Consider the following 15,671-nt stretch of genomic DNA (forward strand, 5'->3'; position numbering starts at 1 on the left):
TAAATCTTATTTTATGCATATTAATTAGGAAACTTCCCAAACCGCCAAGTAAACGACAGTTTGGGACAGTGATTCCATTACTTATTAATATAGATAGAACGAACAATGGTGCGATTCACCATTTGACCAGTCATGTTTTTTTCTTTTACAACGATCGTTAGATTATAGGTCCCCGATTTTGGGACGTCCGGAAGATTACCAAAGTAGGTACCTGAATTCACTTTATTAAGAGAACCCGAGTTTTTAATTTCCACACCTTCTTCGTCTGTTAGGTGAACATCAAATGTTAATGGGTTGGTTAGGAGGTTGCTTTTGACAGGAGATTTAAGTACAAACTGTGCATCATTCTGCTTTACTTTCCCTGGCATTTCAAGAACAAGCGGCTCTTTGTCATCCACTTTTGCGGTAAGTAAATATGCATCTTGCTGGGCCTTTATCTTCATTCTAATTATCCAATTTCCAGATTCCATATTCGTTTGTTTTAGAGTGTGAATATGGGCACCTGCAAGAAAAGACATTTCTTCTTTAGAAGCCTGTGAAACTTGGAAGGTTGGATAAACCACTCCTGATGGAGAGATTAGTTCTATATCAACATCTGCAGTTGCCGTATAAATGGTTACTTCACCATCTTTAGTTGATTCATTCAAAGGGATAGGCTGTTCTATCCAATTATTTGATTGTAAAGGACCACCGTGGATAATTTGATTGTGTGTAGTCGAAATAATTTCTTCTTTGGCAGGCTGTTCACTTAAACTAGCAATCCCTGCAGTAGAGGAACTTCGTAAATAGGGTTCAATTCTTGAAAAAACAGCGGATCCTGTACGGATGTTATCATGATCATATTTGCTATCAGTAAAGAGATGGGTACCATAGGGTAATTTTGAACTCCACTCATTGACGAGTCCATCATTACTGCCATAGGAAGATAGATACAGCCCTCCAATCGATAATGCGGACAATGCTGGCCCCTGATTGGTACCGGTAAGCGTGTAGTATTTATTTTTTCTTGAATTTGCATGGTTATCGATGACAGAGCGGAATTCAGCCATCTGTCCAATTTGTAACGAAGCTGTTCCTTCATCATTTGCTCCAAGAAGAGAAGCTAGCCATCCAGCATACCAGCTGTTAGCCAAATCAGCCAAGTTGGAACCGTGATGAGGGGAGGCGAGCGTTATAACTCGACCCACATATGGATGTGCCCCATAAGTGACTAGAGCAGCTTGTGTATCTGGTCCCCCTTTACTATGAGCGATAATATTCACTTTTTTTCCACCAAAGTGTGCACTGATTTGAGCAAGCTTAGTAGCTAATAGCCTCCCATTCTTATATTGACTGGAAGATCCATTTCCTGCTGCATCATAAAGCTGAACAAAAACCGTTTGATACCCCGCTTCGTATGCTTTTGTATACATATCATTGATTCCATGATATTCCGTTTCACCGTACCAACTGGTTGAAGATCCGTTCTTCCCCTGAACAAAAACGATGGGTGGCTTATTTGAGTCATAATTAGGAGGGGTGCTTCCTAGAAACCAATCACCAGGTGTAAAACTTTCACTGGGGGGCTTTAGCTTACCATAGGGCTCGATTTCTGCAGCTGAAGTTTTAGATGGAGAATTCATAAACAAAAATAATGAAAATAGAAAAGTAACAAGAATGATTTGATACCATATTCTTTTCATACACTTCCTCCTAGTACTTTATAATTTTCAAAACCAACTTGACTTTTAAGTTTAAATTCAGGCGTCGCCTATGTTATTCCTTCAATTTTTAATAAAATGAGTGAATAAGGCTAGCTCATACCATCGAAGAATGAAGAAAAACAGGATAAAGTAACTGATATGAGTGAAAAAAATGGTCCAAGAGGTATATAGGGATTTTCTCCGTATAAAATATTGTTCGCGATGGAGGTAAAGAAAGGAAGTATCATTTAGTTTACATAATAAAATTATGGTTAATTACTAACAAAGCAAAGCAAAAAGACCAAGGAATAGATTAATGCCTTGGATCTTTTTGTTGTTCTACTTAAGTCGAAATGAAGATTTACAGTATTGCACCCTTTACGTCATAGTTTTCTAAATCAATGTCTAATTCCCTGTCAAGAGCAAGGTTCGCCAGTTGAGATCCAATATAAGGTCCCATTGTTAAACCAGAAGCACCAAGTCCATTGGCTACGATGATGCCATCCCAATCAGGAAGGGGGCCAATAACCGGAAGGAAGCCTGGGGTAAAGGGACGGAAGCCGACCCTTGCTTCAGTAAATGTACTCTCGGCCAAACCTGGCGCAGTATGTAAAGCTTTATCAAAAACCTCCTGCAAACCTCCTGCAGTCATTCGGTAATCGAATTCCTCCATATTTTCATGAGTGGCTCCCGCTACAATTTTATTTTCATTGAAAGCTAATATGTATTGATCGCTAGGGGGCATAACAACAGGCCAGTTATTCGTGTTGCTATTTGGTAATGCTAGATGGATAATCTGTGCCTTTTGGAAGCTAACTTGAAAATTCACTCCTAATGGTTCAAGTAAATGAGACGCCCATGCACCTGCACAGACAATTACTTTATCTGCAACCATGCTATTGCCTTCAACCATTACACCGGTTACAGAATTACCTTCGAAGTTCAGTGAAGCATCGCCATGAATCAATGTCGCTCCATTTTTTTGTGCCGCACGCAATAAACTATCTCGTAACGCGCGACCATCAACCCGTGCCGCACCACTTATATGAACCGCTGCATACTCATCCGAAAGTGGTGGGAAGAGAGCGCGTGTTTCTTCCACACTGAGCATAGTGATATCACCAATTTCAGGAGCATCTTCCTTACGCTTTGTCGCTCTTTTTTGCATGCCCATCAGTTTTTCTTCATCAGTATGTAAGCTGATGGCCCCTACTTTAGCGTAACCTGTCTCTGTTTCCCCATCATTTTCAAGCTCTTTAATTAAACTTGGATAAAATCGGGCTCCGTTTTTAGCAAGATGGTACCATGCTTTATTACGTCTCTGCGATATCCAAGGACAAACGATACCTGCCGCAGCAGCGGTGGCTTGCCCATTATCTTGACGATCTATAATGACTACTTCAGCGCCTTTTTTCACAAGCTGGTAGGCAGTGGATGCTCCTAAAATCCCCGCCCCTACTATAATGATTTTTTGCATATAAACATCCCATTTCTTTCATATGTGTAAACGTTCTTCTATAACTATAGCGAAGTCACTATCCGATTGCTACATCTTGAATGGTATTTGATTATTCACACAGTTATTTTATCTCTGTAAGTTATGCTATGATTAAGAGGAAAAGGCTTGAAAAGATATTAGGAGGACGAATACCGATGTTAAGAAAACAAATGGAAACATACATATCGAAGACTTTGAATGGAGATACGATTGAGTTATATACAGAAGAAAAGGCGTATGTAAAAAAGCATCAGTTGCTCGCTGATGATATAACTATAGAAGAAATCGAAAACACTACCCGCTTTACTGATGCTTATATCGAACTCAGTGATAAAGAAACCGAAGAATTGATTAAAGAAGAAACCGCTGCATTTCTAACACAGCCGCTTGAATACTTAAAAACGAATAAAAATGAATTCCTTTACTTTGAATCATCTTGGTTTGATTTAATTGGAGTTGAGGCGCTTTCTTTGGAAGTAGATGATGTATTCGGCACTTATAACGCCATGTTCGGGTTGAAATTCCAGAAAAAAATGGGAGACGCACTTAAAGCATATTTCAATCAAGAACTTCAAGGAGATATGGGAACATTCAGCATGATATTTAACCAAGGTGATGGCCTATGGGATGTAAATTTTGCCTTGAATGCTGTACAAGGATTTAAGGAAGAGATGACGTTAGGTGAAGCGTTCCAACTAATTCACCATTTTCTTTTTAACCTCAATGAAGCAATCGAAGAAGAACAATAAAATAGATGAATGACCCCCATCATTGTTTGATGGGGGTCTTCATGTGCATCCTTTTATTTTTATTGTCATAACCAAATTAAAGGAACTATTGAAAAAGTGCCGAATTAGTAGATAACATTGAATTCTTATTTAGTTCTCTTTTTATTTAATATAAAAAATCCAGAATTAGAAGGAGAGTAATTATATTTGCTGAATGAATTGGGAGTTACACAAGTGACGATTCCATTGCCTTTTAGGTTAGATCACGTGCATTGTTTTTTAGCCGAAGGAGCGAATGGGTGGACAATTATCGATGCAGGATTAAACAACCAAACAGCACGTGATATATGGAAACCGATAATCGAAAAACATGAAATAGGGGATATTATCCTTACTCATTATCATCCCGACCACTTTGGGTATGCAGGTCATTTACAACGGTTAACAGGTGCTGATGTGTGGATGACGGAAGTGGATGAAAAAGCAGGCACTACCTATTGGGAACCTGAAACACTCGATTTTCTGAAATCTAATTATGAATCATGCGGTATGGAAGAGGATTTAGCCCAAGCCTTATCTAGTGATGAAAGCAGCTTTATTCCAAAGGTAAAGCCCTATCCCACGGTTAACCATCATCTTGAGGAAGGAATGAAGATTTTATTTGGCAAGCTAGAGTATGAGGTGATTTTTACACCAGGACATTCAGACGGGTTAATTACTTTATACAATAAGGAAAACAGCATTCTTTTTTCTACTGACCATATATTGCCGAGAATCTCTCCAAACATATCTTATTGGTTTCAAGGAATCAGCAATCCGTTGGAGGCTTTTTTTACTTCCTTAAAGAAAATTCAGAAGTTACATGTAGACTATGTGATTCCTTCACATGGAAAGCCCTTCAAAGACGCAAATAAAAGAATTACGGAATTATTAGATCACCACCAAGAACGGTTACATGTAGCCTATGAAAATATGAAAGAACCGACCACTATACAAGCTGCTTGTAAGATTCTGTTCAAACACCTATCGACTCACGAATCTCGGTTTGCAATTGGGGAGACATTGGCTCACCTAGAGTATCTCCATTCCAAAGGAAAATGCCGAAAATATAAAAGAGATGGGATTTGGTATTACCAATCGATTTAATGATTAAGCTCATTTTATGAGCTTTTTTATCGTTTTGACCCAATATATTCAATATTAAAAAACTGCCAACATTGTTCTATCCCATTGTAATCTTACAATTGAAGTTGAGATTTACCATTATTCTTTTTTTGTTTCGAAGTTTATACTAATAATCAAGTGAAAGGAAGAGGGTACTCCGTGGACAAAGTATTATTTTGGGATAAAGCAAAGAAAGAACATTTCGTTAAAGAGCTTACCAATCAAATGAAAATTAAAAACCGGCTTTTAGGATTAATAATTTCGAATGTCGATAAAAAGACTAGTAGAGTGGAGAGCAATAATAAAGCTTTTAAATATGAACAACAAATAATCATGTTACAAAAGATGGCGGATCTTTGCAGAGGAATCAGAGGAAGAGAGGATATTAAACAACTTAATCTGCTGATCGATACGTATAATTCTTTAAGTTAGGAAAATAGGACAGCACTAAAGAGATGGAGATTATTCATACTCATTAAAAATATGAAATATGGCGTTATTTACATGACGGGGTATCGTAATATGATGGAAAGTGTTATATAATTATATTATTCAGAAAATTTAAAGTTGATTCTCTGTCACTAATTAGTTGGGAGTTTTGAGAATGAAGAACAGGCATTTGAATACCGCAACAGGAGTTTATATGAATTATTTCTTGCTTGGTATGGTGAATATCATGCTGGCATCGAATATGTCTTATTTATCGGAGCAATGGGATACGGATAGTGCTGGTATTAGTTATATTATTGCTGCTATCGGAGTAGGGAAATTGCTTACATATGCCTATACTGGTTATTTATCAGATAAAATCGGGCGGAAACCGCTAGTCTATGCCTCTGCATTCGGTATGGGCATTTTTCTAATCGGGATTCCCCTGTCCCCGAGTTATCAATTGGCTTTTGTTTTTGCAATACTCGCAGGTGTTGCCAATTCATCGATGGATGCCGGTTCATATCCGGGTCTGATCGAGATTTTTCCTAATTCAGCTGGCTCTGCTAGTGTTTTAGTTAAAGCCTTTATGTCTGCAGGAGCATTCCTTCTTCCTTTCATGATTCTATTTATCTCAGATCATGATATGTTTTACGGATACGCCTTCTTTATACCTGCTGCTATTTATTTAATCAATATGCTATTTTTATTTACTGTATCTTTCCCGAGTAACCCAAAAGGAAAAGCTAGCATGCCCGAGAATACTACAAAGAAGAGCAAGTTCAAAGGGAAACCGGTGTTGAGGAAAGAGGGATTTGCCCTTATTTTAATTGGGTTTACATCGACTGGCTTGTTCACCGTTTCCCAAATATGGCTTCCATCTTATGGACAGGAAGCGGTAGGCATGAGTATGGCCAATTCAATAAAACTATTAAGTTATTATAGTTTGGGTGCTCTCATTTCCGTTTTGGTTCTATCTGTATTGCTAAAGAAATTTTTACAACCAATTACCGTCATCATGGTTTATCCGATTATTACCTTTATTTCTATTTTGACGATCCTTTTAGTTAAGATACCTATCATCGTGTCCATTACAGCCTTTTTTATTGGCCTTTCTACTGCAGGCGTTTTCCAATTAGCCATTACAATTATGACTGAATTCTTTTGGGAGAAAAAAGGGACCGTTACAGGATTTGTTGCAACCGCAGCTGGATTGGCATCAATTGTCATGCCGCTTATCACAGGGATGATGTCGAAAAGTGGGAATATATCTATCATATTCATTTTCGATGCTTTTCTCTCAATAATAGGTTTTATTTCTGCGGTGTATGTCTATTATCGCCATGGTCAGTTGGTAGACAAGAACAAGAAACCTGAAGAGGAAAAAGTGGATTTTCGTTTAAATGCCTAATTCTTGATATATATATGAAAAGGGTCTCTCGTCGGGAGGCCCTTTTCTTTTATGAAAATAAAGTGTAGGAGTAGACGTTATTGTGTGGCTATTTTTTCTTTTACTTCGTGCATGATATTTTCCAATGAAGTTACGATGCCTTTTTCATCTTTATAGCTAATATGCTTTGGTTGAAAATCGACAGGTGAATCTAAACCAGCAGCAGCCGATATACGAAAAAGACCTTTTCGTAAAGTGACAAGAAAGTTAACGACCCGGTACTTCTTTTCGTCAATGACCAGTGCCTTTTGCAAGTCTGGGTCAGTTGTCGCTACTCCGACTGGACATGCGTTGGATTGACATTTCATTGTCTGTATACAACCAATCGCTATCATGAATCCCCGGGCAATATTGACCAAATCAGCTCCCATGGCTAAAGCAATTGCTATCCGATCCGGGGTGAATAATTTTCCTGAGGCAATGATTTTAACCTGATTCCTTACTCCATATTTCTCAAGGGTTGATACAAGAATGGGTAACGCCGATTTAATAGGCAATCCTACGCTATCAATCAATTCCTGATATGAAGCTCCCGTACCGCCTTCCCCACCATCCAATGAAATGAAATCAGGCCCTTTTCCAGTATCTTTCATATATTTAGCCAATTCCTCGACACTATCATTTCCCCCGATGACCATCTTGATTCCTACTGGTATCCCTGTATGATTCCTGATTTTTTCAATGAATTCACATAAAGTACCTACATCACTAAATTGATGAAAACGATTCGGGCTATCTATCGATTTATAAGGCTCAACTTTTCGTATTTCGGCAATTTCAGGATTTACCTTTTCTGCATCGATATGTCCTCCGCGAGTTTTAGCTCCTTGAGCTAATTTTATTTCAAATGCCTTGATTTGTGGAATTTCGCTTTTCCTTTTCAGTTCATCCCAATCCATCTCACCAAACTTATCCCGTACGCCAAACATTGCGGGGCCGATTTGCATGATGATATCCACTCCACCTTCTAAATGATAAGGAGACAAACCACCTTCACCCGTGTTCATCCAAGTACCTTTAGCCATGCCTAACCCTTCAGACAAAGCTGTAATAGCATTCTTACCCAGAGATCCATAGCTCATCGCAGACATTCCGATAAGACCTTTTAATTTAAATGGGTATTTTACGTTTGGGCCTATAACTACCGTATCATTGTCGTGCAATAAAAAGGCAAGTGATTCTTCATCTTCCCATTTTTCCTCTCTTTGCGAAAAGAGAGGATCTTTTAGGAGGATATACCTTTTGGTTTTCACTTTTGTTTCCCTATCGTATTTCTCTTCTTCGGCTAGTTTTGGGAACATACTATTTCGAACAAAAAGACCTTCCTCATCAAAATCACGTTTTGAACCAAACCCTACCACATCTCTTAAATATTTAGAACCTTTAACCATATGCTCGTATTCATCACGGGAAAAAGGTTTCCCTTCATTATCACTGTTAAACCAATATTGCCGCATTTCTGGTCCGATTTTTTCCAAGAAATAGCGAACCCTTCCGAGTACGGGATAGTTTCTAAGTATTGCATGATGCTTCTGGTTTCGGTCAAAGAAAATCATGTAAATCAACATCAGGACAGCCATAATTATAATGATAAAGACAAGAGCGAATCCCAAGATAATCAAAAGATTGGCTATGACATCCATTTTACCCCTCCTATATGCAGAACTATATCGTTTAATCTACGCGGTCCTTCCTGCATTTATACAATTATCCAATGGGGGCACATGCGCTTCATTTTTTCCTCATGGTCCCCGTTTACTGCGTGATTCAATAGAAGAAGGAATAATCCGTCTATTAAGTTTATAATTAACTGTATATATAAACCGCTTAGGAAGGAGATGGAATTATGAAAATCGTTCTTGCACCAGATTCCTTTAAAGGAAGTTTGAGGGCCCCTGAGGTGGCACAGGCAATGGAGCGTGGCGTTAAAAGGGTTTTGCCTTACGCAGAAACAGTAGTAGTCCCCATGGCTGATGGCGGTGAGGGAACGATGGAAAGTCTAATAGCTGCGACACATGGTCAAAGAGTTGACATACTAGTAAATGGACCACTATTAGACAAAGTACAAGCTGCCTATGGGGTTTTAGGAGATGAAGAAACCTGTGTAGTCGAAATGGCTTCTGCATCCGGTTTATGTCTAGTTGAACCAAATAAGCTGAATCCTTTAATTGCGACGACTTATGGAACGGGTGAGCTTATTCATCAAGCGCTAAATGACGGGTATCGAAAATTCATATTAGCCATCGGTGGTAGCGCCACAAATGATGCTGGTGTCGGTATGCTCCAAGCGTTAGGGCTGAAGGTTTTAGATAAAGAAGGGGTAGAAATCGGATATGGAGGAGCGGAACTATCACGCATTACAGCAATTGAGATGCATGATTTCGATCCAAGAATAGCTGAATGTGAATTCATCATTGCTACAGATGTCCAAAATCCGTTGATTGGAGCCGATGGGGCAACTAAGGTTTTCGGTCCGCAAAAAGGGGCAACCCCAGACATGGTTGAAATGTTGGAAGAGGCTTTATCGACCTGGGCGGATCTGGTGGAAATCAAGACAGGTGTCCAATTACACCATAAAGCAGGGGCTGGTGCAGCGGGTGGGATTGGTGGTGCCTTTCAAGCTTTCTTTCCTTCTAAAACGAGAAGAGGCGTCGATATCGTCATGGAATATTCAGGTCTTATAGAAAAGTTATCGGGAGCACAATGTGTTTTTACTGGAGAGGGACAAATCGATGTTCAAACGACATCAGGGAAGACGCCAATGGGAGTGGCTGAAGAAGCGAAGAAACTAAGAATCCCTGTATTTGCCCTAGCAGGCTCAATAGGCAAAGGAGTTGATGCTTTATATCAACATGGATTTACAAGTGTGCATAGCCTTGTCAACGAACCTATGTCACTACAAGAATCTATGGAACGTGGAGCTGAACTGTTAGAGATGCTGACTGAACAAGTTCTGCGTACCTTTATTGCTTCTTCTGGACAGTAATTATTAACATGAGGGATTGAGAAAATATAGTGGAAATTTCTTAAACACAGTGTACTTGCTGTGTTTTTTATCGTATGCCAGATAAGAACATAGCCTTATAGAACATTCCTTTTCACATCCGGTGGGTCTAAAAAGTTCCTGAATCCTCGATGGGATGATTGTACATACTTAGTTGCATACGAATGTATTTGGTTTGGAAGCACATTCTATACATAACTAGTTAAGAACACATGATGAATGAAGAGGTGAGTTGATGGAAGAACCAATTGTAACGGTTAGGAATGTATCAAAGATCTTCGGTAAGTCTCCAAAAGCAGCCATCGATTTATTGGAGAAAGGGAAATCCAAAAAGGAAATTTTAAAAGAAACTGGTCAAACAGTTGGTGTCAATAAAGTGAACTTCGAAATCTATCCGGGTGAAATCTTCGTGATCATGGGGCTATCTGGAAGCGGGAAGTCCACCTTAATTCGAATGTTCAATCGTTTAATTTCACCTACTAGGGGAGAAATCCTCATCAATAATGAAGACATTGTTAAAATGAATGCTTCTCGTTTAAGGGAAGTTAGACGAAAAAAAATTAGTATGGTGTTTCAAAACTTTGCTTTATTCCCTCATAAAACGATCTTGGAAAACACCGAGTTTGGATTAGAAATACAAAAAGTGCCGGTAGAAGAACGAGAAAAAAGGGCGATGCAATCCCTAGAGGTTGTGGGACTAAAAGGGTATGAAAATCAGGTACCCTCCCAATTGAGCGGTGGGATGCAGCAACGTGTCGGCTTAGCCCGGGCACTTGCTAGCCATACTGATATCATCTTAATGGATGAAGCATTCAGTGCGCTTGACCCGCTAATTCGAAAAGATATGCAAGATGAATTACTTGAGATACAAGACCAATTTAAGAAAACCATCATTTTCATCACACATGATTTGGATGAAGCTTTACGGATTGGTGATAGAATCGCATTGATGAAGGATGGAAGCGTCATCCAGCTCGGGACACCTGAACAGATCATGATGAACCCTGCAAATGAATACGTTGAGAAATTTGTTGAAGATGTAGATTTATCGAAGGTATTAACCGCTTCCCATGTTATGAAAAGAGCAGAGAAAATCAGTGTGGACCGTGGTCCAAGGGTTGCATTGGAAATTATGCGGAAGCAAGGATATTCAAGTATCTTTGTAGTAGATCGAAGGCTAAGGTTATTGGGCGCCATTACAGCTGAGCAGGCCCTTAAAGCTATAGACAGCCATCAACCTATATCAGAGGTCATGACAACTGATATACCGCTAGCTAAGGAAGACCAATTACTCATTGAAATACTAGATGTGATGTCCACTTCAACACTTCCGATATCTGTAGTCGATGAAGAGAAAAGATTGAAAGGAGTCATTATCCGTGGAGCCGTCATTGGTGCTTTGGCTGGTAATAAAGATTCCTTGAACGAGATGGAAGTGAATACATGAATATCACAAGAATCCCATTAGGCAATTGGGTTGATAAAATCGTTGATTGGATCACCATCACATTCGCTGGTTTATTCTCTTTTCTAACACGATTAATCGAAGGGATTTTAAATATCCTTGTTGATGCTTTGAGTATAGGGCCACCACTGGTTTTAATTATATTTTTGACGCTTTTAGTTGCCTATACGAGTAAATGGAAGTTAGGCCTTTTTACAGTATTAGCCCTCCTGTTAATCGATAATCTGGGTTATTGGGAAGCTAGTGTCCAAACTTTGGCCCTCGTTCTTTCATCGGCGATCTTAACGATTGCGATTGGTATTCCGATAGGGATTTGGGCTGCCCAAAGTCCTACTGCGAGAAAAATCATCATTCCAACTCTGGATTTCATGCAGACAATGCCAGCTTTCGTATATTTGATTCCAGCCATCTTATTTTTTGGAATTGGGGTTGTTCCTGGTATTTTCGCTTCGATTATCTTTGCAGTTGCACCGACAATTCGCTTAACCAATCTTGGCATACAGGAAGTTCCGAAAGAATTAATTGAAGCTTCTGATGCGTTCGGTTCAACAAATAATCAAAAATTACTCAAAGTTCAATTACCATTGGCTGCGCCAACCATTTTTGCCGGCATTAATCAAAGCATTATGTTAGCTCTCTCCATGGTTGTTATAGCTTCCTTGGTAGGAGCACCAGGTCTAGGTGCAGAAGTTTATCGTGCTGTAGCTCAGATCAAAGTAGGACAAGGGTTTGAAGCGGGTTTGTCTATTGTCATAATCGCCGTTATCCTAGACCGAATTACACAAAACCTACGAAATCCTGCCTATACGAATTTTTTGAGTAAACGAATCGTCTTCTCAGTTTTTGGTGTCTTGTTTCTAGGTGCCTGTATTTTTGCTTCTTTACAAGGAGAGAACCCTTCCGAGGAGAATTCAGGTAGTGTAGGCAGTCTGACCGATTATGAAATTATCGGTATTGACCCAGGAGCAGGAATCATGAAATCCACCAAAAAGGCTATGGAAGATTATAACCTGGATGATTGGACCCTTGTTGAAGGATCATCAGCTGCCATGACCGCGGAATTGAAAAAAGCTTATGGCAATAAAGAACCCATCATTGTAACTGGCTGGACACCGCACTGGATGTTTCAATCATTCGACTTGAAATATCTTGAAGACCCCAAAAACTCCTATGGTAAAGATGAAGACATTCATACCATTACTAGAAAAGGCCTTGAAAAGGATGCGAAAGGAGCCCATACCGTACTGGATCAATTCTTCTGGAAATCGAGTGATATGGAAGAAGTGATGGCAGATACAGCAACTGGAATCGAACCCGAAGAAGCTGCAGAAAAATGGATAGCGGCACATCCAAAACAAGTAGCAGAGTGGACAGACGGGGCACAAAAAGGAAATGGAGAAAGTATCAGTCTAGTTTACGTAGCATGGGAATCAGAAATCGCTAGCACCCATGTAATTGGAAAGGTTCTGGAACAACAAGGGTTCAAGGTTACTTTACAGCAAGTAGAGATAGGTCCTATGTTCGCAGGAATCGCAAATGGTAGCGCTGATGCTATGGTTGCCGCCTGGCTACCAACCACTTCAGCTGAATATTACGAAGAATACAAAGAAGATATTGTAGATCTTGGGCCAAACTTGAAAGGTACGAAACTCGGGTTAGTGGTACCAACCTATATGGATATCGATTCTATTGAAGAATTAAATGACTAAAGAAAAGGGATTCTCATTTTGGGGATCCCTTTTTGCATTAGACTATTTGAAGCAGAATGTAAGGTAACAAAACCAAAATGGTGAATATTGTTTATACTTTTGTGCAGATTAGGACATTTACTTAGGCAGTCTATAAAATTTTCCTATATTAACATAAAGAAAAGGGTATACTAGATAGATAAGAATATATATATTCTTAGTAACACATGTAAGAATGGTTTCATTTAGTCAGAACTTGATTCTTACATACAGACAGAAGGAGAATTGATACGTTTGAATAATAAAGAAGCAAATGCAATCGAATTACCAGCAAATTATGAGGAATTAAAAAAATCGGCACACCGTACTGCGAACTGGAGAGAACGGTTAGATGCTATCGAAGAGTTAGGACAGCTGAAAAACCAACAAGTTATTGATATTCTAACACATATTATGAATAACGATGCTGTATATAAAGTACAAGAGGCAGCCTACCGTCAATTAAAAGGTTTAGGTGAAGATGTCCAGTTACCCGCAAAGAAAAAAGGTGAATTGTTTAAAGGGGTAACCAAAGTCTTGGTAAGAATTAAAAAGAGCTTACCTGAAGGCCATACGTATAACGAGTTCAAAGAGAAGTTCAAAAAGATGAGAATTGATATATATGATGCCTACGAAGGCGAAAAGGGAGCCGACTTCGATAAGTGGCTTCAGTCTACCTGGGAAGGGTTATCGAAAAAGTAATTCGATTTAGTTTCATAGTATAGGGAAAAGGAGCAATCATTTTGCTCCTTTTTCTTATGCATACATATTAGATTGAATATGCATCTCGTAACATATTCTAAATATTCATAAACCATTGAAAGGCCTAATCTCCTAGAGCTTGTACATCGAATCATAAAAGTAGTAATCCTACTTTCTCCACTAAGATTCATTTTTTTCATAACTCAACATAATGATAGTAATACCCTATTTGAATTCATACATGACCGGGGGAGGATCATGAATCAACTATTCGAAATCTTGGAAGAAGTGCAAAACACTTCTATGGAGTGTGTCTTAGCAACAATTATTCAGGTGAAAGGTTCGGCATACTTGCGTGAAGGTACCTCGATGCTCATAAAAAAAGATGGCACATTCACAGGCATTATTAGTGCTGGTTGTTTGGAAACCGATTTATTGCATCATTCTCAAAGAATATTTGAAAGTAAAAAAGCGGAAACCATCGTCTATAACATGGAAAATAATGAAGATTTGGATTGGGGAGTATCTACAGGTTGTAATGGAATCTTATATATTTTACTTGAATATGTAGATCATAAGTTAAAAGAAAATCTTTTATGTATCAACGACACAATCACCAAGGGTAAGGATAGCATTTATCAAAGAGTACTAAGTAATGAATGGAACTTATCAGAATCCTATTTTTCACCAGAAGATTCATTCAAAGACGAATCGCTTAGATATAGTCAAACATCTAATTATGTATTTACTCAAAAGTTCTCGCCAAAACCTCGATTAATTATCTTTGGTGCTGGAGCAGATGCACATCCAGTTGTTTCTTTAGCTTCCCAAACCGGATTCTCGGTTACAGTTTGTGATTGGAGAGAATCACTTTGTAACGAACATAATATACCTGAAGCGGATAAGTATATAATTGGCTTCCCAAAAGAAATTGAGAAACAAATTTCCTTCAAAAAAGACGATTATGTCATTATGATGACCCATAACTTTCAGAGAGATAAGGAAATCCTTTCTTTTGTTAAAGATGAGTCATTATTCTATTTAGGCATTTTAGGTTCAAGAAAGCGAACGGCAAGTCTATTTGATGATGAAATCCCTAAGAATATACATGCACCCATTGGTTTATCGATCGGAGCTGTAGGACCATATGAGATTGCAGTAAGTATCATAGCTGAACTAATTCATATAAAAACAAGGAAGACCAGTCAATGAGAATTTCCGGTATATACTTGGCTGCTGGTAATAGTTATCGTATGGGAACAAATAAATTAACCTTAACATTAGGTAATAAAGAAATAGGTAGATGGGGTTTAGAAAAGGCCCTCGATTCAAATCTGGATGATATTATCCTCATTTCTCAACACCAAAATCGACTAGACTTATCTGGATTATGCACCCAAAAAGTAATGGAAGTAGAAGTTACCAAATCTAATGCGGGACAATCTCACTCACTTAAAGTCGGTATAGAACAAGCGAACATCTTACATTCGGATGCAGTCATCATTTTACTTGCCGATCAACCTTTTATTACGACAGATATGATAAATCAACTCATTAAAATATATAAACAAAAACCTACTACCTCCTTTGTTGCCTCTAGTTTTCTTGATATTATCCAGCCACCCATTCTTTTAGATAACCAGCTTTTTTCCAAGATACTTCACTTAACAGGAGATCAAGGTGCAAAAAAGATATTGAAGGAGCAAATGGAGCAAGGAATTCTTTTACCCTTTAATGACGAAAAACTGTTTACTGACATTGATTATATGGATGAGTACTTGTTTTGGAAAAAACACGTAGAATCAAACAGATAATGAGGGGA

The 15,671-nt window shown here is 38.6% G+C and carries 13 protein-coding genes; 10 read left to right on the forward strand and 3 right to left on the reverse strand.

Annotated features, from left to right (window positions below; translation table 11 throughout):
• Nucleotides 1-77: 77 nt before the first annotated feature.
• Both ACIQXH_RS06795 and ACIQXH_RS06800 read right to left on the reverse strand, forming a co-directional pair.
• Nucleotides 78-1,622 (reverse strand): esterase/lipase family protein, encoded by a 1,545-nt coding sequence (locus ACIQXH_RS06795; RefSeq protein WP_403123249.1) that lies wholly within the window; start codon nucleotides 1,620-1,622, stop codon nucleotides 78-80.
• 421 nt (nucleotides 1,623-2,043) lie between these two features.
• Nucleotides 2,044-3,159 carry an NAD(P)/FAD-dependent oxidoreductase gene (locus ACIQXH_RS06800; protein WP_403122823.1) on the reverse strand — a complete coding sequence of 372 codons (1,116 nt, stop codon included), beginning with the start codon at nucleotides 3,157-3,159 and terminating at the stop codon, nucleotides 2,044-2,046.
• A gap of 176 nt (nucleotides 3,160-3,335) precedes the next feature.
• Here ACIQXH_RS06800 and ACIQXH_RS06805 point away from each other — a divergent pair, with 176 nt between their 5' ends.
• The 4 genes from ACIQXH_RS06805 to ACIQXH_RS06820 all read left to right on the forward strand — a co-directional run bounded on the left by ACIQXH_RS06805 (nucleotide 3,336) and on the right by ACIQXH_RS06820 (nucleotide 6,912).
• Nucleotides 3,336-3,929 (forward strand): branched-chain amino acid aminotransferase, encoded by a 594-nt coding sequence (locus tag ACIQXH_RS06805; protein ID WP_403122826.1) that lies wholly within the window; start codon nucleotides 3,336-3,338, stop codon nucleotides 3,927-3,929.
• 186 nt (nucleotides 3,930-4,115) lie between these two features.
• Nucleotides 4,116-5,054 carry an MBL fold metallo-hydrolase gene (locus ACIQXH_RS06810; protein ID WP_402959404.1) on the forward strand — a complete coding sequence of 313 codons (939 nt, stop codon included), beginning with the start codon at nucleotides 4,116-4,118 and terminating at the stop codon, nucleotides 5,052-5,054.
• 177 nt (nucleotides 5,055-5,231) lie between these two features.
• Entirely contained in the window at nucleotides 5,232-5,504 is a 273-nt protein-coding gene (locus ACIQXH_RS06815; protein ID WP_402873015.1) for a hypothetical protein, read from the forward strand.
• 172 nt (nucleotides 5,505-5,676) lie between these two features.
• Nucleotides 5,677-6,912 (forward strand): MFS transporter, encoded by a 1,236-nt coding sequence (locus ACIQXH_RS06820; protein ID WP_402873012.1) that lies wholly within the window; start codon nucleotides 5,677-5,679, stop codon nucleotides 6,910-6,912.
• A 77-nt stretch (nucleotides 6,913-6,989) separates the two neighbouring features.
• Here ACIQXH_RS06820 and ACIQXH_RS06825 read toward each other — a convergent pair whose 3' ends face one another.
• Nucleotides 6,990-8,594: an FMN-binding glutamate synthase family protein gene (locus ACIQXH_RS06825; protein WP_402873010.1), complete on the reverse strand. Its 1,605-nt coding sequence runs from the start codon at nucleotides 8,592-8,594 to the stop codon at nucleotides 6,990-6,992.
• Nucleotides 8,595-8,797: 203 nt separating this feature from the next.
• Between ACIQXH_RS06825 and ACIQXH_RS06830 the strand changes: the two genes are divergently transcribed.
• The 6 genes from ACIQXH_RS06830 (at nucleotide 8,798) to ACIQXH_RS06855 (ending at nucleotide 15,663) form a co-directional block, all read left to right on the forward strand.
• Nucleotides 8,798-9,937, forward strand: coding sequence for a glycerate kinase (locus tag ACIQXH_RS06830; RefSeq protein WP_403122829.1), 1,140 nt, complete (start codon nucleotides 8,798-8,800; stop codon nucleotides 9,935-9,937).
• A gap of 253 nt (nucleotides 9,938-10,190) precedes the next feature.
• Nucleotides 10,191-11,402 carry a quaternary amine ABC transporter ATP-binding protein gene (locus tag ACIQXH_RS06835; protein WP_402873005.1) on the forward strand — a complete coding sequence of 404 codons (1,212 nt, stop codon included), beginning with the start codon at nucleotides 10,191-10,193 and terminating at the stop codon, nucleotides 11,400-11,402.
• Nucleotides 11,399-13,129, forward strand: a complete 1,731-nt coding sequence (locus tag ACIQXH_RS06840) for a glycine betaine ABC transporter substrate-binding protein (RefSeq protein ID WP_403122831.1) — start codon at nucleotides 11,399-11,401, stop codon at nucleotides 13,127-13,129. The genes ACIQXH_RS06835 and ACIQXH_RS06840 overlap by 4 nt, the downstream gene beginning before the upstream one ends.
• A gap of 273 nt (nucleotides 13,130-13,402) precedes the next feature.
• Nucleotides 13,403-13,849: a HEAT repeat domain-containing protein gene (locus tag ACIQXH_RS06845; protein WP_402959413.1), complete on the forward strand. Its 447-nt coding sequence runs from the start codon at nucleotides 13,403-13,405 to the stop codon at nucleotides 13,847-13,849.
• Between the two features lie 258 nt (nucleotides 13,850-14,107).
• Nucleotides 14,108-15,061, forward strand: a complete 954-nt coding sequence (locus ACIQXH_RS06850) for an XdhC family protein (RefSeq protein ID WP_402959415.1) — start codon at nucleotides 14,108-14,110, stop codon at nucleotides 15,059-15,061.
• Entirely contained in the window at nucleotides 15,058-15,663 is a 606-nt protein-coding gene (locus ACIQXH_RS06855) for a nucleotidyltransferase family protein (protein WP_402959417.1), read from the forward strand. The genes ACIQXH_RS06850 and ACIQXH_RS06855 overlap by 4 nt, the downstream gene beginning before the upstream one ends.
• Nucleotides 15,664-15,671 lie beyond the last annotated feature (8 nt).

Origin of the sequence: Peribacillus sp. NPDC097225, assembly GCF_044761955.1 — a bacterium.
Classification (GTDB): domain Bacteria; phylum Bacillota; class Bacilli; order Bacillales; family DSM-1321; genus Peribacillus.